This is a genomic window from Bradyrhizobium sp. Gha (assembly GCF_900113735.1).
Classification (GTDB): domain Bacteria; phylum Pseudomonadota; class Alphaproteobacteria; order Rhizobiales; family Xanthobacteraceae; genus Bradyrhizobium.
The window spans coordinates 65,458-84,711 of sequence record NZ_FOQM01000013.1; the positions used below are offsets into that span (position 1 = coordinate 65,458).

General features: G+C 64.1%; 18 protein-coding genes. 11 read left to right on the plus strand and 7 right to left on the minus strand.

Features of this window, described 5'->3' with window-relative positions; all coding sequences use genetic code 11:
- Positions 1–5: 5 nt before the first annotated feature.
- Complete coding sequence (locus BM222_RS17615; protein ID WP_092229720.1) at positions 6–410, plus strand: YccF domain-containing protein; 405 nt, start codon at positions 6–8, stop codon at positions 408–410.
- Between the two features lie 155 nt (positions 411–565).
- On the opposite strand, the gene BM222_RS17620 is transcribed toward BM222_RS17615, so the two are convergent.
- Positions 566–1,090 (minus strand): Spy/CpxP family protein refolding chaperone, encoded by a 525-nt coding sequence (locus BM222_RS17620; protein ID WP_092229721.1) that lies wholly within the window; start codon positions 1,088–1,090, stop codon positions 566–568.
- Between the two features lie 828 nt (positions 1,091–1,918).
- On the opposite strand from BM222_RS17620, the gene ppc reads away from it, so the two are divergent.
- Entirely contained in the window at positions 1,919–4,717 is a 2,799-nt protein-coding gene (ppc, locus tag BM222_RS17625) for a phosphoenolpyruvate carboxylase (RefSeq protein WP_092229723.1), read from the plus strand.
- A gap of 71 nt (positions 4,718–4,788) precedes the next feature.
- Here ppc and BM222_RS17630 read toward each other — a convergent pair whose 3' ends face one another.
- Genes BM222_RS17630 through BM222_RS17640 form a run of 3 tightly spaced genes read right to left on the minus strand, consistent with a single transcriptional unit; the run spans position 4,789 to position 7,265 of the window.
- A complete protein-coding gene (locus tag BM222_RS17630; protein ID WP_092229725.1) occupies positions 4,789–5,703 on the minus strand; it encodes an SDR family oxidoreductase in 915 nt (304 codons plus the stop codon).
- A gap of 5 nt (positions 5,704–5,708) precedes the next feature.
- Positions 5,709–6,848 carry a thiolase C-terminal domain-containing protein gene (locus BM222_RS17635; protein ID WP_092229726.1) on the minus strand — a complete coding sequence of 380 codons (1,140 nt, stop codon included), beginning with the start codon at positions 6,846–6,848 and terminating at the stop codon, positions 5,709–5,711.
- A 3-nt stretch (positions 6,849–6,851) separates the two neighbouring features.
- Positions 6,852–7,265 carry a Zn-ribbon domain-containing OB-fold protein gene (locus BM222_RS17640; RefSeq protein WP_092229728.1) on the minus strand — a complete coding sequence of 138 codons (414 nt, stop codon included), beginning with the start codon at positions 7,263–7,265 and terminating at the stop codon, positions 6,852–6,854.
- 207 nt (positions 7,266–7,472) lie between these two features.
- Here BM222_RS17640 and BM222_RS17645 point away from each other — a divergent pair, with 207 nt between their 5' ends.
- The 9 genes from BM222_RS17645 (at position 7,473) to alkB (ending at position 15,697) form a co-directional block, all read left to right on the plus strand.
- Entirely contained in the window at positions 7,473–8,720 is a 1,248-nt protein-coding gene (locus BM222_RS17645) for an amino acid ABC transporter substrate-binding protein (protein WP_092229729.1), read from the plus strand.
- A 40-nt stretch (positions 8,721–8,760) separates the two neighbouring features.
- Positions 8,761–9,687: a branched-chain amino acid ABC transporter permease gene (locus BM222_RS17650; protein ID WP_092229731.1), complete on the plus strand. Its 927-nt coding sequence runs from the start codon at positions 8,761–8,763 to the stop codon at positions 9,685–9,687.
- Entirely contained in the window at positions 9,680–10,600 is a 921-nt protein-coding gene (locus tag BM222_RS17655) for a branched-chain amino acid ABC transporter permease (RefSeq protein WP_092229733.1), read from the plus strand. The genes BM222_RS17650 and BM222_RS17655 overlap by 8 nt, the downstream gene beginning before the upstream one ends.
- On the plus strand, positions 10,590–11,321 hold the full coding sequence (locus BM222_RS17660) for an ABC transporter ATP-binding protein (protein WP_092229735.1): 732 nt from the start codon (positions 10,590–10,592) through the stop codon (positions 11,319–11,321). The genes BM222_RS17655 and BM222_RS17660 overlap by 11 nt, the downstream gene beginning before the upstream one ends.
- Positions 11,311–12,030: an ABC transporter ATP-binding protein gene (locus BM222_RS17665; protein WP_092229736.1), complete on the plus strand. Its 720-nt coding sequence runs from the start codon at positions 11,311–11,313 to the stop codon at positions 12,028–12,030. The genes BM222_RS17660 and BM222_RS17665 overlap by 11 nt, the downstream gene beginning before the upstream one ends.
- Before the next feature lie 42 nt (positions 12,031–12,072).
- A complete protein-coding gene (locus BM222_RS17670; RefSeq protein ID WP_092229863.1) occupies positions 12,073–13,422 on the plus strand; it encodes an amidase in 1,350 nt (449 codons plus the stop codon).
- Complete coding sequence (locus BM222_RS17675) at positions 13,415–14,101, plus strand: DUF2848 domain-containing protein (protein WP_092229738.1); 687 nt, start codon at positions 13,415–13,417, stop codon at positions 14,099–14,101. Before BM222_RS17670 ends, BM222_RS17675 begins: the two co-directional genes overlap by 8 nt.
- Positions 14,102–14,287: 186 nt before the next feature.
- Complete coding sequence (locus BM222_RS17680) at positions 14,288–15,034, plus strand: 2OG-Fe(II) oxygenase (RefSeq protein WP_092229739.1); 747 nt, start codon at positions 14,288–14,290, stop codon at positions 15,032–15,034.
- Between the two features lie 9 nt (positions 15,035–15,043).
- Positions 15,044–15,697, plus strand: coding sequence for a DNA oxidative demethylase AlkB (gene alkB, locus BM222_RS17685; RefSeq protein ID WP_092229741.1), 654 nt, complete (start codon positions 15,044–15,046; stop codon positions 15,695–15,697).
- 50 nt (positions 15,698–15,747) lie between these two features.
- Here alkB and BM222_RS17690 read toward each other — a convergent pair whose 3' ends face one another.
- From BM222_RS17690 to hpaD, 3 genes are read right to left on the minus strand one after another with little or no spacing between them, the layout of a single operon-like run.
- Positions 15,748–17,373 (minus strand): thiamine pyrophosphate-dependent enzyme, encoded by a 1,626-nt coding sequence (locus BM222_RS17690; protein ID WP_092229743.1) that lies wholly within the window; start codon positions 17,371–17,373, stop codon positions 15,748–15,750.
- 19 nt (positions 17,374–17,392) lie between these two features.
- Positions 17,393–18,262, minus strand: coding sequence for a fumarylacetoacetate hydrolase family protein (locus tag BM222_RS17695; protein ID WP_092229745.1), 870 nt, complete (start codon positions 18,260–18,262; stop codon positions 17,393–17,395).
- Positions 18,263–18,265: 3 nt separating this feature from the next.
- Entirely contained in the window at positions 18,266–19,249 is a 984-nt protein-coding gene (hpaD, locus tag BM222_RS17700) for a 3,4-dihydroxyphenylacetate 2,3-dioxygenase (RefSeq protein ID WP_092229747.1), read from the minus strand.
- Positions 19,250–19,254: the final 5 nt, after the last annotated feature.

The window sequence follows — 19,254 nt, forward strand, 5'->3', positions numbered from 1 at the left end:
ATCCCATGTCCCCGGTTTCCATCCTGCTCAACATCATCTGGATTCTCATCGGCGGTGCCTGGATGGCATTCGGCTGGCTGGTGGCGTCGGTCATCATGGCGATCACCATCATCGGCCTGCCCTGGGCGCGGGCGGCGTTCAACATCGCCATTTACACGCTGTTGCCGTTCGGCTCGCGGGCGGTCAACCGCGAGGAGGTCACCGGCATGAGCGATATCGGCACCGGTGCCCTCGGGGTGATCGGCAACATCATCTGGTTCGTGCTCGCGGGCTGGTGGCTGGCGCTCGGCCATCTCCTTACGGCCGTGCTCTTTGCGATCACCATTATCGGCCTCCCCTTCGCCTGGGCGCATCTGAAACTCGCCGGCGTCGCGCTCTGGCCGATCGGCAAGGTGATCGTGCCGGCGTGAGGCGCGGATCGGTGCACGTCGACCCACAGCGGAGCGGAAGTCGCGCGTCGGGTGCCTGGGCTTGCGACCCCGAAGCTGACATCGCCCCGCTGCTGCATTCTGGTCGATGCACAGGCGGCAAACTGAATTCGGTCTAGAAGAGGGACGGCTTTGCTTCAGTCATCGTCCTCAGCCAGCGCACGACGCCGTTCCGCGGCGTCGCTCATGTCGTGAAGTACGAGGACCGCGAGGGCCGCCATACGCTGCCTCTGTTCGGAGTTAAACGTTTTGTACAGTGGCTGCCACGCCTCGGCGAGTTTATCCAAATCGGCCGATCGTTGAGCCAATGCTTCCGATCGGCGCTGCAAGAACGCGATGGGGTCGCGGTTGCGCATCACTTCGACAGAATTTTGGTCGGCCCGCCTGCCCACTGTTTCTCCGATTTTTGCAAGACGTGCCTTCCGATCCTCCGCCCTCGCACGAATAGCGCTTTCCACAGGGGGCCAAAGCTTTTCCTGGTCAGGTGTCAGTTGCAGCGCGGCCTTGACCAGATCAATCCTCATGTCCGCCAGGCTATTCCGATCCGCCGCATTCAACCGTTCCGGTGACGCGGGAGCAGAGGTCTGCGCGTTTTGCGCGAGGGCAATCGGGGATGCAGTGAGGAAAATTGCAGTTGTTCCAGCCACTACGATCTTCAACATCGGTGATCTCCCTGGGTCAGTGGCCCCCAACAGCAAGCCGCAAAATGATCACGCTCCGATTGGTTCACTTGATTCATGTCAAAGGAAGGATAGAAGTTTCTGGCGCAACTCGCGCCCCGCGCAAATCAATCGGAGCGTTTCCGGGCCGCAAGTTCGTTGGATGGGTTGAGCTCTTGCGAAACCCATCACTCCATCCGCGATGACGAAGCTCGATGGCTAGAGTCAAACTCGCTGCCGATGACGAAGCGCCATGGGTTTCGCAAGGCCTCAACCCATCCTGCGCGTTTTTCCGCGATGGCGGAGGCCCGCAGCCCTGGGTGCACACCCAATCCCTCGCGTTGCCCGACAGGCAAAACACATCCCATGCAGGTCAATGGACAGGGATGTAAATATTCTGATTTACAGAAATATTGGTTTCGGTTAAATCGCAGCCATTCCGGCCCGTCAAAGGGACGTTTCGCGATCGTCACGATACGGCAGGGCGGGCGAGCCCCGTGAGCCATCACGATCCGCGGGATCGACACGGCGCGGTCACAGCGTCTCCTTTCGGCTTCGGGGGCGAGCACGCGCGAGCTTCCGTCGTCCGGGAGGGACGTCCGCGGACGGCAAAAGCGTGTGGTCCTGATGCCCGGGGTCTGTGCGTCAAGGCTTGCGGTGATGTGGCGGCCGACCGGCGCGCGCATCGATCATCCGCAAGGCGAGGGGGGCAATAGTGCAATCTGCGAACGTTGCCGCGCTGCCCCCAAGTTCATCTTGCACTGCGGTAGAAAAATATCGCACACTCGGCAGGCCGAGGAGCCACAGGGAGCTCTACAAGGGGAGCGAGCCATGTCCCTCCAAACCATACCGTCCGACGCCACTGAGCAGCGCTCTAACCGTCCTGAGGACGTCCAGGCGCTGGAGGCGGACGCGCGGCTGCGCGACGACATTCGCCTGCTCGGGCGCATCCTGGGCGACACTGTGCGCGACCAGGAAGGCGCCGATGTCTTCGACCTGGTCGAGCGTATCAGGCAGACCTCGATCCGGTTCCACCGCGACGAGGACCGGCTCGCCCGCCGCGAGCTCGAGCAGATCCTCGACGGCATGTCGATCCCGGACACCCTGCGGATCGTGCGCGCCTTCAGCTATTTCTCGCACCTTGCCAACATCGCCGAGGACCACAACAACATCCGCCAGATGCGCGCCCGCACCGCCTCGAGGAGCGGTGGGGCAGGGGTGCTCGCGGACACGCTGGCGAATGCCAAGGATGCAGGTGTGAGCGCGGCGGAACTGCGGAAGTTCTTCAAAAACGCTCTCGTCAGCCCCGTGTTGACCGCGCACCCAACCGAAGTCCGCCGCAAGAGCACGATGGACCGCGAGATGGAGGTCGCCGCGCTGCTCGATCGGCGCGAGCGCGTCATGCTCACGCCGGAGGAGACCGAGGCCAGCGACGAGCAGCTTCGCCGCGAGGTGCTGACGCTCTGGCAGACCAATCTGCTGCGCCGGACCAAGCTCACCGTGCTCGACGAAGTCGCCAATGGCCTGTCGTTCTACGATTATACCTTTCTTCGCGAGGTGCCTCGGCTGGTCAATGCACTCGAGGACCGGCTGGAGGAGGGCGGCGAGGGGGCCGCGGATGAGCTCGCCTCTTTCCTGCGCATGGGCAGCTGGATCGGCGGCGATCGCGACGGCAATCCCTTCGTCACCGCCGACGTGATGCGCGGCACGCTGCGGCTGCAGTCGAGCCGGGTGATGCAGTTTTATCTGAACGAGCTGCACGTGCTCGGCTCGGAACTGTCGATTGCGGCCCATCTCGCCGACGTCTCCGGGGAGCTGAGGAATCTGGCGGAGCGCTCGCCCGATACCTCGCCGCACCGGAGCGGCGAGCCCTATCGCCTCGCGGTATCAGGAATCTATGCGCGCCTGACCGCCACGGCCGAAAAGCTCGAGGTCGAGATCACCCGCCGCCCCGTCGGTAAGGGCGCGCCTTATGGCAGCGTCAAGGAACTGCAGTCCGATCTGGATGTGCTGCACCGCTCGCTGATCTCGAACAATGCCCGCGTCATTGCGCGCGGCCGGCTGAGGCTGCTGCGCCGCGCGGTGGATTGCTTCGGATTCCATCTGGCGCGACTCGACATCCGCCAGAATTCGGCCGTGCACGAACGAACCATCGCCGAGCTGATGGATGCCGCCAATCCCGGCATGTCCTATCTTGCGCTCGGTGAGGATGCTCGCATCTCGCTGCTCACCAACGAATTGCGCTCGACGCGTGCGTTGGTCTCGCCGTTCGTCAAATACAGCGACGAGACCATGGGCGAGCTCAACGTGTTCCATGCCGCTGCGGAAGCGCATGCGATGTTCGGCTCGGATGCCATCCCCCAATGCATCATCTCGATGTGCAAGGGCATGTCGGACATGCTCGAAGTGGCGGTGTTGCTGAAGGAAGTCGGCCTTGTCCATCCCTCAGGGCGCAGCGCCATCAACATCGTGCCGCTGTTCGAGACCATCGAGGATTTGCAGGCCTGTGCCGGCATCATGGACCGCATGCTGTCGCTGCACGATTACCGCCGCCTCGTCGACAGCCGCGGTGGCGTGCAGGAGGTCATGCTCGGCTATTCCGACAGCAACAAGGATGGCGGCTTCGTCACCTCGGGCTGGGAGCTCTACAAGGCCGAGATCGGGCTCGTCGACGTGTTCGAGCGTCATCACGTGCGGCTTCGCCTGTTCCACGGCCGCGGCGGCTCGGTGGGGCGCGGCGGGGGGCCTAGCTACGACGCCATCGTCGCCCAGCCGGGCGGCGCCGTGAACGGGCAGATTCGCATCACCGAGCAGGGCGAGATCATCTCGTCGAAATATTCCAACGCCGAAGTTGGCCGCAACAATCTGGAGATCCTGGCTGCGGCGACGCTGGATGCGAGCCTGTTGCAGCCGCGCCAGAGCGCGCCACGCCGCGAATATCTGATCGCGATGGACGAGCTTTCAAATCTCGCCTTCAAGGCTTATCGCGGCCTCGTCTACGAGACCGAGGGCTTCGTCGATTATTTCTGGTCCTCCACCGTCATCAACGAGATCGCGACGCTGAACATCGGCAGCCGTCCGGCTTCCCGCAAGAAGACGCGCGCGATCGAGGATTTGCGCGCGATCCCCTGGGTGTTCTCGTGGGCGCAGTGCCGCCTGATGCTGCCGGGCTGGTATGGCTTCGGCAGCGCGGTCGAGCAATGGATCGCGGAGCATCCGCAACAGGGCATGCCGTTCCTGAAAGAGCTCTACAAGGAATGGCCGTTCTTCCGCATGCTGCTGTCGAACATGGACATGGTGCTTGCGAAAAGCTCGATTGCGATCGCCTCGCGCTACGCCGAGCTGGTGCCGGACGAGGCGCTGCGCGAGAAGATCTTCGGCCGCATCCGCAGGGAATGGCATTCCTGCATCGAGACATTGCTCGACATCATGGGACAGGACCGACTGCTGCAGGGCAATCCGTTGCTCGAGCGCTCCGTGCGCCACCGTTTCCCCTATCTCGACCCGCTCAACCACGTGCAGGTCGAGCTCTTGCGGGAGCACCGCGCGCAGAACCCGGACGAGCAGGTGCTGCGCGGGATTCAGCTCACGATCAACGGCATATCGGCAGGCTTGCGGAATACGGGGTAAGGAGCGAGTTGCGAATGGCGAGTAGCGAACAGGACCCTGTTCGCCACTCGCTACTCACTATTCGCGCAACCTCAAACCGGATCCCAGGGGAAGATATCCGCCGAGCGATCCAGCTTGTAGAACGAGCCCTTCAGCGCCGGCATGCCATGTTCCGCGATCGACTGCGGCGTCCAGCCTTCGCTACGATGCACCGAGCGCAGCGGCCGGTTCTGGCTGAACAGGAACAATTCGTTCATGCGCGCACCGAAGATCTGCCCGGAGACATCCTTGGCGGCGTCGGAGAGCAGGTAGGCGCAGATCGGCGCGATCTTTTCGGGTCCCATCTGCTTGATCTTCTCGACCCGCGCCTTCTCCGCCTCGGTCTCGGTCGGGATGGTGCCGATCATACGGGTCCAGGCGAACGGCGAGACGCAGTTGGAGCGGACGTTGAAGCGGCCCATGTCGAGCGCAATCGACTTGGACAGGCCGATGATGCCGAGCTTGGCGGCGGCGTAATTGGCCTGGCCGAAATTGCCGATCAGACCGGAGGTCGAGGTGAAGTGCACGAAGGAGCCGCTCTCCTGCTCGCGGAAGATACGCGCGGCGGCGTGGCTGACATAGAACGAGCCCATCAGATGCACCTTGATGACGGCCTCGAACGCTTCCACGCTCATCTTGTGAAAGATCATGTCGCGCAGGATGCCGGCGTTGTTGACGACGCCGTCGAGCCGGCCGAAATGATCGGTCGCGGTCTTCACGATCTTGCTGGCGGGCACGGCTTCCGCGACCGACTCGAAGTTGGGCACTGCGACGCCGCCGCGCTTCTTGATCTCCTCGACCACCTCCTCGGCAGGTGTCGCGCTCGAGCCGGCGCCGTCGGCGGCGCCCCCGGGATCGTTGACGACGACCTTGGCGCCTTCAGCCGCACAGAGCAGCGCGATCTCGCGGCCGATGCCGCGGCCCGCGCCGGTGACGATGATGACCTTGTCCTGCAGTGATTTGCTCATGCGAGTTACCTCTCGTTCGTAAACACGATCGTGCCTGATGCGGCGAACATGCCGCCAACGCCGTGACACACGGAAATCTTCGCGCCAGGGACCTGCGCCGGCGCGATGCCGCGCATCTGACGCACGCTCTCCTGGAGCGCGTACATGCCGTACATGCCGGAATGCATGTAGCTCAATCCGCCGCCGTTGGTGTTGAGCGGCAGTTTTCCGCCCGGTCGCGTGTGGCCGTCGGCGATGAACTTGCCGGTCTCTTCATGCGGCATGAAGCCGAGATCGCCGAGGCCGAACAACGGCAGATGTGCAAAAGCGTCGTAGATCATGAGGTGATCGACGTCCCTGTGCGCGATGCCGGCCTCCTTGAAGGCGAGAGGCCCTGCAGTCTTGAACGCGCGCGAGGAGTTGAACGTCTCCATCTGGCTCACCATCGGCGTTTCCACGCTCTCGCCGGTGCCCATGATGTAGACGGGCCTGCGCGGAAAATCATTGGCGCGGTCGGCCGAGGTCAGGATCAGCGCGCCGCCGCCGTCAGTGACGAGGCAGCACTGCAGCAGCCGGAACGGATAGGCGATCATGCGCGAGTTGAGGACATCGGCGACCGTGATCGGGTCCTTCATCATCGCGCGCGGATTTCTCGCGGCCCATTCACGCTGCACCACCGCGACCGAGGCAAGCTGCTCATGGGTGATGCCGTGGCTCTTCATGAAACGCAGCACGGGGATCGGGAACATGCTGGGCGGGCCGTACACACCATAGGGGGCCTCGAACTGGCCCTGCAGGCTGTCGGCCGGGATCGAGCGTGGCGCCTTGCCGATCATCGACTTGCCGCTCTCGGCATGCGTGATCAGCACGGTCTTGCACAGGCCGGCCTCGATCGCCGCAGCCGCATGGCGGACGTGCAGCATGAAGGAGCAGCCGCCGACAGAAGTGCCGTCCACCCAGGTCGGCTTGATACCGAGATAATGGCAGACCTGCTGCGGTGTCTCGACCGCGGTCGCAAAACCGTCGATGTCCGACAGCTTCAACCCGGCGTCCGCGATGGCGTTGAGCGCCGCGTCCGCGTGAAGCTGGAGCTGCGACATGTTGGGGATGACGCCGAGCTCGGTGGTCTCGGCCGCACCGACGACGGCAACCTGGTTCATGCGCATGCCTTACCCCTTCGCCGGACGGAACACGGGGAGGGTGATCTTGTCGTCGAGCGCCTCGAAGGCGACCTCGAGCTTCATGTCGAGCTCGAGTGCCTCAGGCGTCTGCGGACAGTCGATGATGTTGCTCATCATGCGCGGCCCCTCGGCGAGTTCGACCACGGCGATCGCGTAAGGCGGCGTGAAGCCAGGTGCGGCGGGGCGATGGTTGATCACGTAGCTGTAGAGGAAACCCTTGCCGCTCGCCTTGAAGACAGAGACCTTGCGCGAGGCGCAGGTCGGGCAGAACGGACGCGGCGGGAAATAGACATGCGCGCAGGCGTCGCAGCGTTGCAGGCGCAATTCGCCGGCTTTCGTGCCCTCCCAGAAATGCTGGGTTTCCGGCGTCGGTTTCGGTCGCGCGCGCTGCGGTTCGGCCATCTCGGCAGCTCCTCCCAGGGGCGAAAGCCTCATGCTCGCGCCGTTTCAATCTTGATGCGCCAATTGACTGTCGCGCGTCAACGGTCCAGCACTGAGGTCTGCAAACCATGTATTCCACCATGCGCACAATTGCGGTTGGCATGCTTGTGTGTCAGTAGGGCCGCACGGTACATTGATGCCGAGACAAGAAGAGATCGGGAGGATTCCATGTTGAGAACACTGGGCGTTGCGCTGATTGCAGGTCTGACCTTCGCTGCGCCGGCCCTTGCTGCGGACGCGCCGGCCGAGATCAAGATCGGCACGCTCTACGCGTCGAGCGGCCGCTATGCCTCGATCTCCATGCCGGTTCATTATGGACTGAAGCTGTGGGTCGAACAGAAGAACGCCGAGGGCGGCGTCTATGTGAAGGCGTTCGACAAGAAGATCCCGATCAAGCTCGTTGCCTATGACGACCAGAGCAATACGGCGACCGCGGCGACCCTGTACAATCAGCTCATCACCCAGGACAAGGTCGATCTTCTGGTTGCCGATTCCGGCTCGGTGCTGACCGCGCCTGCGGTCGCGATTGCCCGCGACCACAAGATGTTCCTGTTCGACCAGACCGGCACGGGCGCAAGCTTCTTCTCCAAGGACAATCCCTATATCGCCCTGATGGCTGACCCGGTGTCGACCATCTGGCCGAAGCCGGTCGCCGATTTCGTGTCGCATGATGGGCCTGGCCTCGGCATCAAGAAGATCGCGATTCTCTACGCGACCAACGAGTTCACGGGCACGCAGGCGAATGCCTTCCGCAAATTCGTCAAGGACTCGGGCGCGCCGATCGAGATCGTCTACGATCAGGGTGTTCCGACCGAGACGACCAACTACACCGTCATCATCAACAACATCGCCAACACGAATCCGGATGCGGTGATTCACTTCGGCTATGCGCCGAACGACATCGCGTTCCTTCGCAACGTCCAGGACGTCGGCGTCAATTTCAAGATGCTGTTCTCGATCTATGCGGGTCTGGAAACGGAGCTGCTCGAAAAGAACGTCGGCGCAAAGGGCCTCGAGCACGTCTTCACCTACGTTCCGCCGCAGGAGCTGAAATATCCCGTGAACTTCGGGATGAACATGGACGAGTACAAAGCGGCCTGGGACAAGAAATATACCGACGGCAAGGTCGAGTTCGGCTTCAACTCGGTCGCCGGATATACGACGGCTCTGGTGATCGAAAAGACCCTGTCAGTCGCGACCAGCCTCGATCAGCTGGAGCTGCGCAAGGCCGCCTTCAGCCTGTCCAATCAGCTGAAGACGCTGGACGGGACCTTCGCGCTCGACGAGATGGGCGGCCAGATCGGCGAACTCACGCCACTTGGCCAGCTCGAGCTTGGCGATCACGGCCACATCAAGTTCATCTCGATCTACCCTCACGAGACGGCGACCGGAAAACCGGTTTATCCGCGGCCATGACAGGGAAACTTGCTGCGCGAAACCCGGGAGCCGGCTTGCGATGTTGACCTACGCGTTGGTCGCCGGCGTGCTGTTCGGGCTGTATTTCAGCCTGGTCGGTATGGGACTCAATCTCGTTTTCGGCGTCATGCGCATCGTCAATCTTGCGCATGGCGACGTGTTGATGCTCGGCGCCTTCGTGGCGCTGGGTGTCGTCACCCTCGCGGGGATAGACCCGCTGTTCGCGGTGCCGCTGGCATTCGTCCTGTTTCTGCTGGTCGGCACGCTGCTCTATTGGGTGCTGGTGCCCCGCCTGCAGGGATCCACAAATCCGGAGATGCTGTCTATCATCCTGTTCTTCGGCCTCTCGCAGGTGGTCGAAGCCATCACCACGATCTTCGCCGGCACCAGCGAGCGTTCGATCCAGAGCCGGCTGCTCGGCACCGTTTTCTCGACCATCCAGGTGCAGCTGCTCGGCGGCAAGCCTGGGGCGAGCGGTCCCATCCGCATCCTCGGTCAGGGGTTTCCTGCGCCCTGGGTGATCGCGGCGGCAACGAGCTTGGTCGCGATCGGTCTTGTCTACCTTTATCTCTATCGCACGCGGCTCGGCACCTTGACGCGTGCGGTGATGTCACGACGCGACGAGGCGCTGGCCTCGGGCATCGACGTCGATCGCGTCTCGGCCGCGGCCTTCGGAATCGGACTCGGGCTTGCTGCGGTTGCCGGCGTGTTTGCGCCATTCATGTTCGGCTCGATCACGCCGGCTTTCGGTGCTGACGCGACCGTGACGTCGTTTGCGATCGTCGTGCTGGGCTCGCTCGGCAATCCGCTCGGCACCGCGCTTGGTGGCGTCGTCTACGGCGTCTGCTACATGATGGTGCAGACCTATCTCAGCTCGTGGGCGGATCTTCTGCCCTATGTGCTGCTGATCCTGATCCTCTTGCTACGACCGAGCGGCCTGCTTGGAAGGCGGGTGCGCGTTGCCTAGTGCCGTCAAGCATGTGCTGCTTATCCTGGTGCCGTTGATCGCCGTGTTCGCGATCCTGCCGGGCCTCTACCAGAATCATTTGCTGCTGTTCAATTTCGTCACGTTCCTGATCCTCGCGCAGGGCGTCAACATCATCTACGGCTTCACCGGCTATCTACCCTTCGGCTACGTCGGCTTCTTCGGGGCCGGTGCTTACGGATTTGCGGTGCTGGTGATGCACTACCAGTCGCCGGCGATCGTGGCGGTGCTGGCGGCGGGGCTGGTCGCCGTCCTGCTCGGCCTCTTGCTGACGCCATTGCTGCGGCTGTCCGGCGCCTATTTTGCCATTGCCAATCTCGCTGCGTCACTGGCCGTGCTGCATCTCGTCGCGAATCCGGCACTGGAGAGCATCACCAAGGGCCCGTACGGCGTGTCGCTGACGGGCACGTTCAACCCGACATACGCCTACTATGCGGCCCTGGTCGTGCTGGCGGTGACGGTGGGCGGCGTCGTCTTCCTGAAGAACTCGAGCTTCGGGCTGGCGCTGCAGGCCGTCCGCGAAGACGCGGTGAGCGCGTCGATGTCCGGGGTCAACGTCGTCAGGATGCGCATCGCCGCGTGGCTCGCGTCGGCGCTGGTGGCGGGCCTCGCCGGCGGCATCTATGCCTGGTACGTCTCCGTGTTTTATCCCGACAACGTCTTCAGCGGCGATTTCAGCATCTTCGCGATCGTCTTCGCGCTGTTCGGCGGTGTTGCGACGATCTCCGGCCCGATCATCGGCGTCCTGATCCTGTACGGCGTCTACAATCTGATCGGATTCACGACTCCGCAATATTTCCAGCTCATCTACGGTCTCCTCATCATGGGGTTGGTGTTGTTCCTGCCGGCGGGACTGGTCTCGCTGGCGATGCGGAGGGGCTGGAATGTCCCCTGATACGAAACCCGTTCTCAGCGTCCGCAAGCTGGTGAAACGCTTTGGCGGCTTCGTGGCGCTCGATGGCTTGAGCTTTCATGCCGCGCCCGGTGAAGTGTTGGGGCTGGTCGGTCCGAACGGATCGGGAAAGACCACGGCCATCAACGTGATATCAGGCCTCTACGCACCTGATGGCGGAGAGGTCGTGTTCGACGACGTCTCCATCGGCGGCACTGCGTCCCACAAACTTGTCCATCGCGGCATCAACCGGACTTTCCAGGTGCCGAAGCCGTTCATGTCGCTGACCGTGCGCGAGAACGTCAGGGTGGCCTTGGCCTACGGGCACGTCGGAGGAACGCCGCCGGGGCTCGACGCGCTGCTCGACGAATATCGTCTGGCCGCCGTCGCGGATCGTCCGGCCGCCGATCTCAACAGCGCGCAGCAGAAGATGCTGGATCTGGTTCGCGCTTTGGCCACGCGACCACGCCTGCTGCTGCTCGACGAGCTCGCGGCCGGGCTCAATCCCGCCGAGCTCGACTGGATCGCCGAGCGGATCAAGCAGCTTGCCGCAAGCGGCATGTCGATCATCGTCGTCGAGCATCTGATGGGCTTCATCGAGCACATCACCGATCGTGTCATCGTCCTCAATGCCGGCAAGGAGATCTTCGAAGGCAAGCTCGCTGCGGCCGTGAAGGAACCGCAGGTGATCGAGGTGTTCTTGGGAGGCGAGCATGCCGCCTGAAGCAACGCCTCTTCTTCACGCAGAAGGCGTCGATGCGGGCTACGGCACCATGCAGGTGCTGTGGGGCGTCGATCTCGATGTCAAAGCCGGCGAGACGGTGCTGCTGCTCGGCGCCAACGGGGCCGGCAAGACCACGTTCCTGAAATCGCTGGTCGGCCTGGTCGAGGCCCGTCACGGCAGCATCGCGCTGGCCGGGCAGGATATCGCGCATATGCGCTCCAGCGACCGCATGAAGCTCGGCATGACCTACATGTCGGAGCTCGCGGTGTTTCCCGACCTGTCGATCGAGGAGAATATCCTGGTCGGGGCCCAGGCGCTGGGACATGCCAACCCCCGCCGGCGGCTCGACGAGCTCTACGGTTTGTTTCCAGTGCTGCGCGACAAGCGCCGGGACGCGGCGTCCAGCCTGTCGGGCGGACAGCGCAAGATGCTCGGGATCGCCAAGGCGCTCGCGGCCGAGCCGAAGCTACTCGTCATGGACGAGCCCTCGGCGGGGCTGTCGCCCCTGTTCGTCAAGGAGGTCATCCGCATTCTGAACGGCCTGCGGGGGCGCGGCATCGCGCTTTTGATCGCCGAGCAGAATATCGGTTTCCTTGAAGTGGCAACGCGCGTATTTGTTCTGGAAGGCGGGCGCATTCGCTTCTCCGGCACCGTTGCCGAGATGACCGACAACGAGGCGCTGCGGCGCGCCTATTTTGGATTGAAATAGCGCGGCAAATTCTTGGCCGCGCCCGACGCAGGCGAACCAGACATGCCGAATGCCCCGACCCTCGCCACATTGGCCGACGACCTCGAAAGTGGCCGCACCACCTCGCGCAAGCTGGTCGAGGCCTGCATCGCCAGGATTGCCGATCCCGCCGGCGAGGGGCAGCGCGCCTTCATCCATGTCGACAAGGATGCTGCGCTTGCGACCGCCGATGCGATGGACGCCTTGCGCAAGGCCAATGCCGCGGCGACGCGCTATGCCGGTATCCCGGTCTCGATCAAGGATCTGTTCGACATCAAGGGCCAGGTGACCCGCGCCGGGTCCCGCGCGCTCGACGATTCGCCGCCGGCCGAACACGACGCCGCCACGGTGGCGCGGTTGCGCAAGGCCGGCTTCGTCGTGATCGGCCGCACCAACATGACCGAGTTCGCCTATTCGGGCATCGGCATCAATCCGCACTATGGCACACCCAAAGGCGCCTGGAACCGGGCCGAGGGCCACGTGCCCGGTGGCTCGTCCTCTGGCGCCGCGGTTTCCGTGCTGGATGGCATGGCGCATGGCGCGCTCGGCACCGACACCGGCGGCTCCTGCCGCATTCCCGCCGCCTATAACGGCATCGTGGGCTACAAGCCGACGCAGCGCCGCGTGCCGTTGGACGGTTCCGTGCCGCTGTCGTTCTCGCTCGACAGCATAGGACCGTTGGCGCGATCGGTCAGCTGCTGCGCCATTCTCGATGCGGTGCTCGCGAACGAGGCGATCACAGCGCTGAACCCGCGCCCGGTAAAGGGAATGCGGCTGGCAGTGCCGACCACCATCGCGCTCGAGGATCTCGATTCAGCAGTTTCCGAGACGTTCGAGCGCGCGCTGAAGTCGCTCGCCGATCACGGCGCCATCATCGAGCGGATCGAGATGCCGGAGTTCCACGACGTCGGCCCGATGAACGCCAAGGGCGGCTTTGCCGCCTCCGAAAGCTTCGCCTGGCATCGCTACCTCATCACCTCCAAGGGCGACGTCTACGATCCCCGCGTGTCAGTGCGCATCATGCGCGGCGAGGCGCAGAGCGCGGCCGACTATATCGATCTCCTCAACGAGCGCCGCTCGCTGATTGCGCGGGTCAACGCCCGCATCGCACTCTTTGACGGGCTGGTGCTGCCGACCACCGCCAACACTCCGCCGAAGATCGCTGATCTCGCCGACGACAAGGCCTTCACCACCCAAAACATACGCGCGCTGCGCAATTGCACCCTGATCAACATGATCGACGGCTGCGCCATCTCGCTGCCGGCGCATCGCGAGGGCGAGGTGCCCGTCGGCCTGATGCTTGCAGGCGCCGGTGGATCCGATCGTCGCATCTTCGAGCTTGCTGCCGGCATGGAGGCCGTCATCCGTGTTTGATCTCACTTTCACCGTCGACGCAGAGGATACCACCACGCCGCTGACGCTGGCGGTCGACCAGATGGTCATCGCCGGCTGGACCGGCCGCGATCCCGTTGCGCGCGACAAGCACATCGCCGAGCTGCAAGAGATGGGTATCGCCCCGCCGGCCTCGACCCCGATCTACTACCGCGCCTCGGCGCGGCGGCTGACCCAGGAAGACAGCATCGAATGCACCGGCGGAAATTCTTCCGGCGAAGTCGAGTTCGTGCTGATCGGCTGGCAGGGCCGCATCTTCGTCGGCTGCGGCTCCGACCACACCGACCGCAAGGTCGAGGCCTACAGCGTGACTGTCTCCAAGCAGATGTGCGACAAGCCGATCGCCTCCACGCTGTGGGAGCTCGAAGACGTCATCGGCCATTGGGACAAGATGATCCTGCGCTCCTACGCCACGATCGGCGGCGAGCGCGTGCTCTACCAGGAGGGCACGCTGGACGCGATGCTGCCCGTCGCCGATTTGATCGCGCGCGGCTTCGAGGACGGAAAATTCCCCGACGGCTGCGCCATGTTCGGCGGCACCTTCGCCGCCAAGGGCGGCATCCGCCCCGCCGACCGCTTCGATTTCGAGCTTGAGGATCCCGTGCTGAAGCGCACGATCAGGCATGGATATGACGTTGTGACCCTGCCGGTGAGGGGCTGATCTCTCTCCAGCCGTCGTGGCGCGCGCAGCCCTCTCCTACGTCATTGCGAGGAGCACTTGCGACGAAGCAATCCAGACTGGTTCCGCGGTGGGACTCTGGATTGCTTCGCTCCGCTCGCAATGACGGAGAGGGACTCATCGGAAATCGGGTGGCGGAATGAACGTCCGGCTGCGAAGGTGATTGCTATGACAATGACCGCACGCAAATCAGCTCAACTTTCCGTTCCTGACCTCGTCTCCCACGTCGAGGCCCTCGACTGGCCCCAAATCACCGCCGAGCTCGATTCCCACGGCTGCGCAATCCTGAAGGGCCTGCTGACGCCGGACCAGTGCCGCGCCGTTGCCGCGCTCTACCCTGACGACGCGCACTTCCGCAGCCGCATCGTCATGGGGCGCCACGGCTTTGGCCGTGGCGAATACAAATATTTCTCCTATCCGCTGCCCGATATCATCGCCCAACTGCGCCCGGCGCTCTATGCACATCTGCAAGGCGTCGCCAACAGCTGGAATGAGGCAATGGGGATCGACATCCGCTATCCCGCGACGCATGCGCCCTTCCTGAAGCGCTGCCACGAGGCGGGGCAGGCGCGGCCGACGCCGCTGCTGCTGCAATATGAGGCGGGCGACTACAATTGCCTGCATCAGGATCTCTATGGCGAGCACGTGTTCCCGCTTCAGGTCGCGATTCTCCTGTCCGAGCCCGGCCGCGATTTCACCGGCGGCGAGTTCGTGCTGACCGAGCAGCGCCCGCGCATGCAGTCGCGCGCCGAGGTGGTTCCGCTGGCACAGGGCGATGCGGTTGCTTTCGCTGTGCATCACCGTCCGGTGCAGGGGACGCGCGGCACTTATCGCGTTAATCTGCGCCATGGCGTCAGCCGGATCAGGTCCGGTCAGCGCCACACGCTGGGTGTGATCTTTCACGATGCCAAATGAGCGCCGCGATTGACGGCTGATCTGTTCGATAGCGTTGCCGAGGCCCAGCCCTCGCGCGAGGAGATCGCCGACGGCGCCGTGCTGCTGCGCGGCTTCGTCAGGCCGATCGAGACCGAGCTGATCGAAGCGGTGCGCGCCATCGTCGCGCAGTCGCCGTTCCGCCGCATGACCACGCCCGGCGGCTACCAGATGTCGGTGGCAATGACAAATTGCGGCGAGCGCGGCTGGATCACCGATCACACCGGCTATCGCTATGATCCGATCGACCCGCGAACCGAGGCGCCATGGCCACCAATGCCACCGGTGTTGCGCGACTTGGCCCGGCGCGCCGCGGAGCAGGGCGGCTTCAAAAACTTTGCGCCCGATGCCTGCCTGGTCAATCGCTACGAGCCCGGCACGCGGCTGTCGCTGCATCAGGACAAGGACGAGCTGGATTTCTCGGCGCCGATTGTCTCGGTCTCGCTCGGCCTGCCCGCGACCTTCCTGTTCGGCGGCCTGGCGCGTGCCGACAAGCCGCGCCGTTTTCGGCTTGTTCATGGTGACGTCGTGGTCTGGGGCGGGCCTAGCAGGCTCGCCTTTCACGGCGTGGCGCCGCTCGCGGACGGCGAGCACCCGCTGCTCGGGCGCATCAGGATCAATCTGACGTTCCGCCGGACGCGCTAGGGCCCGTCATTCCGGGTTCGATGCTTCGCATCGCCCCGGAACGACAAGAACTACGGCTTCGGCGGGTGAATGAACGCCCACGGGCTGACTTCCGAATCCCTGGTCACCTCGACCGAGATCAGGTAGGGCCCGCCATGCGCGAGCGCCTTCTCCATCGCCACCTTGAACTGATCCGGCGCGGTGACGCGCGCGGAGGCGACACCAAAGGATTCCGCCAACTTCACGAAGTCAGGATTGACCAGATCCGACGCCACCACGCGGCCGTCGAAGCGTTCGCGCTGGTCGCGGCGGACATTGCCATAGGCGTTGTTGTTGAAAACCAGCGTCACCACGCCGATGTTGAACTGCACGGCGGTGGCGAGTTCCTGCACGCCGAACATGAAGCCGCCGTCGCCGGTGATCGCCACCACGGGCTTGTCAGGGTTGGCGACCTTGGCGCCAAGCGCGGTCGGGAAGCCCGAGCCAAGCGTGCCCTGATAGCCCGAGGTGATGAAGGTGCGCGGCTGGTAGACCGGAAAGCCGTACCAGGAGGCGAATCCGAACTGCGACAATTCATCTGTCACGATTGCGTTCGCCGGCAGCACCTCACGCAAAATGTTGAGATAAGCCATCTGCGGCTGGACGCGCTGGATCTCTGCCAGCGCGCCCGCACTGGCCTCGCGGATCGCGGCGCGGCGGCCGGGGTTCTTGCTGTAGCCGGCCTTGCTGACGGCGGCAGCGAGATCGGCGGTTGCGGCCTTGGCGTCAGCGACGATCGCGGCGTTCGACGGGTAGCGCCGCATCTCGACGGGATCGATGTCGATGCGGATGCTCTTGAGGCCGTCGGGCCGGTATGGCCAGCGCGACATCGTCGGCAGCTCCAGCCGCGTGCCGATGCCGATCATCAGGTCCGTCTTCGGCCACAGCTTGTAGGCGGCGGCCATGGTCAGGCCGAGCTCGTGCGCATTGGAGACGATGCCGCGGCCGCTGCGGAAGGCGACCACGGGTGCATCGATCATCTCGGCCAGCTCGAGGATTTCCTCGCGCGCCTCGATCGCACCGCTGCCGACGAAGATCATCGGCGCCTTGCTGGCTTTGATGAGCGCAGCGGCCTGCTTGACCATGTCAGGGTCGGGCTGCGGCGCGGGCAGCGGCGCCAGCACCTGCGCTGCGCCGGTCTCGGCGCGCTGCGTAAAGATGTCCCAGGGCATCTCGACCGAGGCGGGGCCGCGCCGGCCTGAGGTCATCTCCTGGAAGGCCCGCGCCACGGTAGTCGGCGCGTTGCCCGGATGTTCGATGCGATCCGCCCATTTCACATAGCTGCGCAAGGTGGCGAGCTGATCCGGCATCTCGTGCAGATGGCCGCGGCCCTTGCCGAGAAACTGCGTCGGCACCTGTCCGGTGACGCACAGCACCGGCTCGTTGCAGCCGAAGGCGGTGAGCAGCGCCGCGCTGGCGTTGAGCACGCCGGGGCCGGGCACCACGCTGAACACGCCGGGCTTGCCGCTGGAACGGGCATAGCCGAACGCCATGTAGCCGCAGGCCTGCTCGTGCCGTGCGCCGATCACCTTGAGCTGAGCCTGATGGAAGGCGTCGAACAGGCCGTAGACCTGCGCGCCGGGCAGGCCGAATACGGTATCGACGCCGTGGGCGACGAGCCCGCTTACGATCGCTTCGCCGCCGGTGAGGGTGGTCATTGCATCATTCCAATCTTGTTCAGGCTTCGTCGACGACACCGTTGCGCAAGGTGCCGATGCCCTCGGCTGCGACCTCGATGACATCGCCCGGCTTCAGATAGCGCGGCGGATCGAACCGCGCACCGGCGCCGGTCGGTGTGCCCGTGACGATGATGTCGCCGGGCACGAGCGTCGCGAAGGTCGAGATATAGCCGATGAGATAGCGGAACGGAAACATCAGCCGGCTGGTTCGGTCGTCCTGCCTGAGCTCGCCGTTGACATGCGTGGTCAGGCGGATATCGGCGAGCTGGGCTTCCCTGGTGTACGGCACCAGCCACGGCCCGAGGCTGCCGCTGGAATCGAAATTCTTGCCCTGCGTGACGTTGAATTTGGCGTGGCGCAGCCAGTCGCGCACCGAGCCTTCGTTGCAGAGCGTCAGTGCGGCGATGTGATCGAGCGCGGCGCTTTCCTTGATGTGCCGGCCCGCCTTGCCGATCACCAGCACGATCTCGCCCTCGTAGTCGAGCTGCGCCGAAGCGTGTGGACGCACCAGCGGCGTGTTGTGGCCGACGAAGGAGCGTGGCCCCCGCATGAACATGCTCGGATATCTCGGCGCGTCCTGGCCGTCCTTGTACTCGGCATTGCGGTCAGGGTAGTTGACGCCGATGCAGATGATCTTTTCCGGTGCGGGCACCGGCGGCACCCAGGTGATATCGCCGATGGCGTGGTCGGGCGTACGGCCGGCGGCCGCTTCGGCGAAGCTCACGAGCTTTCCGGCGGCGATGACCTCGCGCAGCGTCGGATAGTCCCTGGCGTGGCGGGAGGAGAGATCGACGATGCCGCCCTCGAGGACGGCGCCGTAGCGGGTCGATCCCTGGACGGAATAGGTGGCGAGGCGAGGGAGTTTCATGGCTCAATCCGCCACCAGCACGTCGGCCGTGAATTTCGGCTCGCGCACGGCCTGGCCTGGGAACGGCGAGCCCTGCTCGAACCAGGAGCGCGGCGCCGGCGCGCCCCACAGCGTCTGCCGGCGCGGATCGCGCAGCGACCAGCGCAGCGGTTCGTGGTCGTGATCTCCGGTGAAGTAGTCGCTGGTGTAGAGCTCCAGCCGATGTCCATCAGGATCGCGGACGTAAAGGAAGAATGCGTTCGAGATGCCGTGACGGCCGGGGCCGCGCTCGATGTTCTTGACGAAACCTGCGGAGGCCATGACGTCGCAGAGATGGATGATGTTCATCGCCGTCGGCGTCCAGTAGGCGAAATGATGCAGCCGCGGGCCCTTGCCGTTGGTGATCGCGAAATCGTGGACATTGCCCTTGCGATGCATCCAGGCCGCCGCGATGCGGCCATTCGGTCCGTCCTCCTCGGCGTATTCGGTGAGGCGGAAGCCGAGCCGCGCATAGAAGTCGACGGTGTCCTGCACCTCGGCGGCAAACACGTTGAAATGGTCGAGTCGCTGCGGGTGGCAACCCCTGTAGAGGTCGTAGCGGCGGAGCAGATGCGGTCGGCGCTCCATCGCCGCATAGAGCTCGATCTCGAAGCCGAAGGGATCGGTGAATTGCAGCGTGCGGCCCTGGAACGGCTGGTCGACGAATGCGTAGCCAAGACCGTTCTCGGAGAGAAACTTCGCGGCCTTGTCGAGATCGCCGTCACTGCCGACCTTGAAGCCGAGCCTGTTGCAGGCGGACACGGCGGCCTTGCGCAGCACCAGCGAGTGATGCTGATGCTCTTCGGCCGCGCGCAGGTAAACGCAATGATCGTCGGCGTCCTCGACATGCAGGCCGACGACGGTCTCGTAGAACGCGCGGCTCGACTTCAGGTCGGTGACCTCGAGCACGACATGACTGGAGCGGATGATGTTGAACGGCGGCTCGAAGATATGTTGCGGTACGGGCATTTGCG

What these genes read in the sequence shown, in the direction of transcription:
- BM222_RS17650 (WP_092229731.1), top strand. Translation starts at nt 8,761, where the DNA reads ATGTTGACCTACGCGTTGGTCGCCGGCGTGCTGTTCGGGCTGTATTTC.
- BM222_RS17670 (WP_092229863.1), top strand. Translation starts at nt 12,073, where the DNA reads ATGCCGAATGCCCCGACCCTCGCCACATTGGCCGACGACCTCGAAAGT.
- ppc (WP_092229723.1), top strand. Translation starts at nt 1,919, where the DNA reads ATGTCCCTCCAAACCATACCGTCCGACGCCACTGAGCAGCGCTCTAAC.
- BM222_RS17635 (WP_092229726.1), bottom strand. Translation starts at nt 6,848, where the DNA reads ATGCGCATGAACCAGGTTGCCGTCGTCGGTGCGGCCGAGACCACCGAG.
- BM222_RS17630 (WP_092229725.1), bottom strand. Translation starts at nt 5,703, where the DNA reads ATGAGCAAATCACTGCAGGACAAGGTCATCATCGTCACCGGCGCGGGC.
- BM222_RS17680 (WP_092229739.1), top strand. Translation starts at nt 14,288, where the DNA reads ATGACAATGACCGCACGCAAATCAGCTCAACTTTCCGTTCCTGACCTC.
- BM222_RS17660 (WP_092229735.1), top strand. Translation starts at nt 10,590, where the DNA reads ATGTCCCCTGATACGAAACCCGTTCTCAGCGTCCGCAAGCTGGTGAAA.
- BM222_RS17665 (WP_092229736.1), top strand. Translation starts at nt 11,311, where the DNA reads ATGCCGCCTGAAGCAACGCCTCTTCTTCACGCAGAAGGCGTCGATGCG.
- BM222_RS17690 (WP_092229743.1), bottom strand. Translation starts at nt 17,373, where the DNA reads ATGACCACCCTCACCGGCGGCGAAGCGATCGTAAGCGGGCTCGTCGCC.
- hpaD (WP_092229747.1), bottom strand. Translation starts at nt 19,249, where the DNA reads ATGCCCGTACCGCAACATATCTTCGAGCCGCCGTTCAACATCATCCGC.
- BM222_RS17640 (WP_092229728.1), bottom strand. Translation starts at nt 7,265, where the DNA reads ATGGCCGAACCGCAGCGCGCGCGACCGAAACCGACGCCGGAAACCCAG.
- BM222_RS17645 (WP_092229729.1), top strand. Translation starts at nt 7,473, where the DNA reads ATGTTGAGAACACTGGGCGTTGCGCTGATTGCAGGTCTGACCTTCGCT.
- BM222_RS17615 (WP_092229720.1), top strand. Translation starts at nt 6, where the DNA reads ATGTCCCCGGTTTCCATCCTGCTCAACATCATCTGGATTCTCATCGGC.
- BM222_RS17695 (WP_092229745.1), bottom strand. Translation starts at nt 18,262, where the DNA reads ATGAAACTCCCTCGCCTCGCCACCTATTCCGTCCAGGGATCGACCCGC.
- BM222_RS17620 (WP_092229721.1), bottom strand. Translation starts at nt 1,090, where the DNA reads ATGTTGAAGATCGTAGTGGCTGGAACAACTGCAATTTTCCTCACTGCA.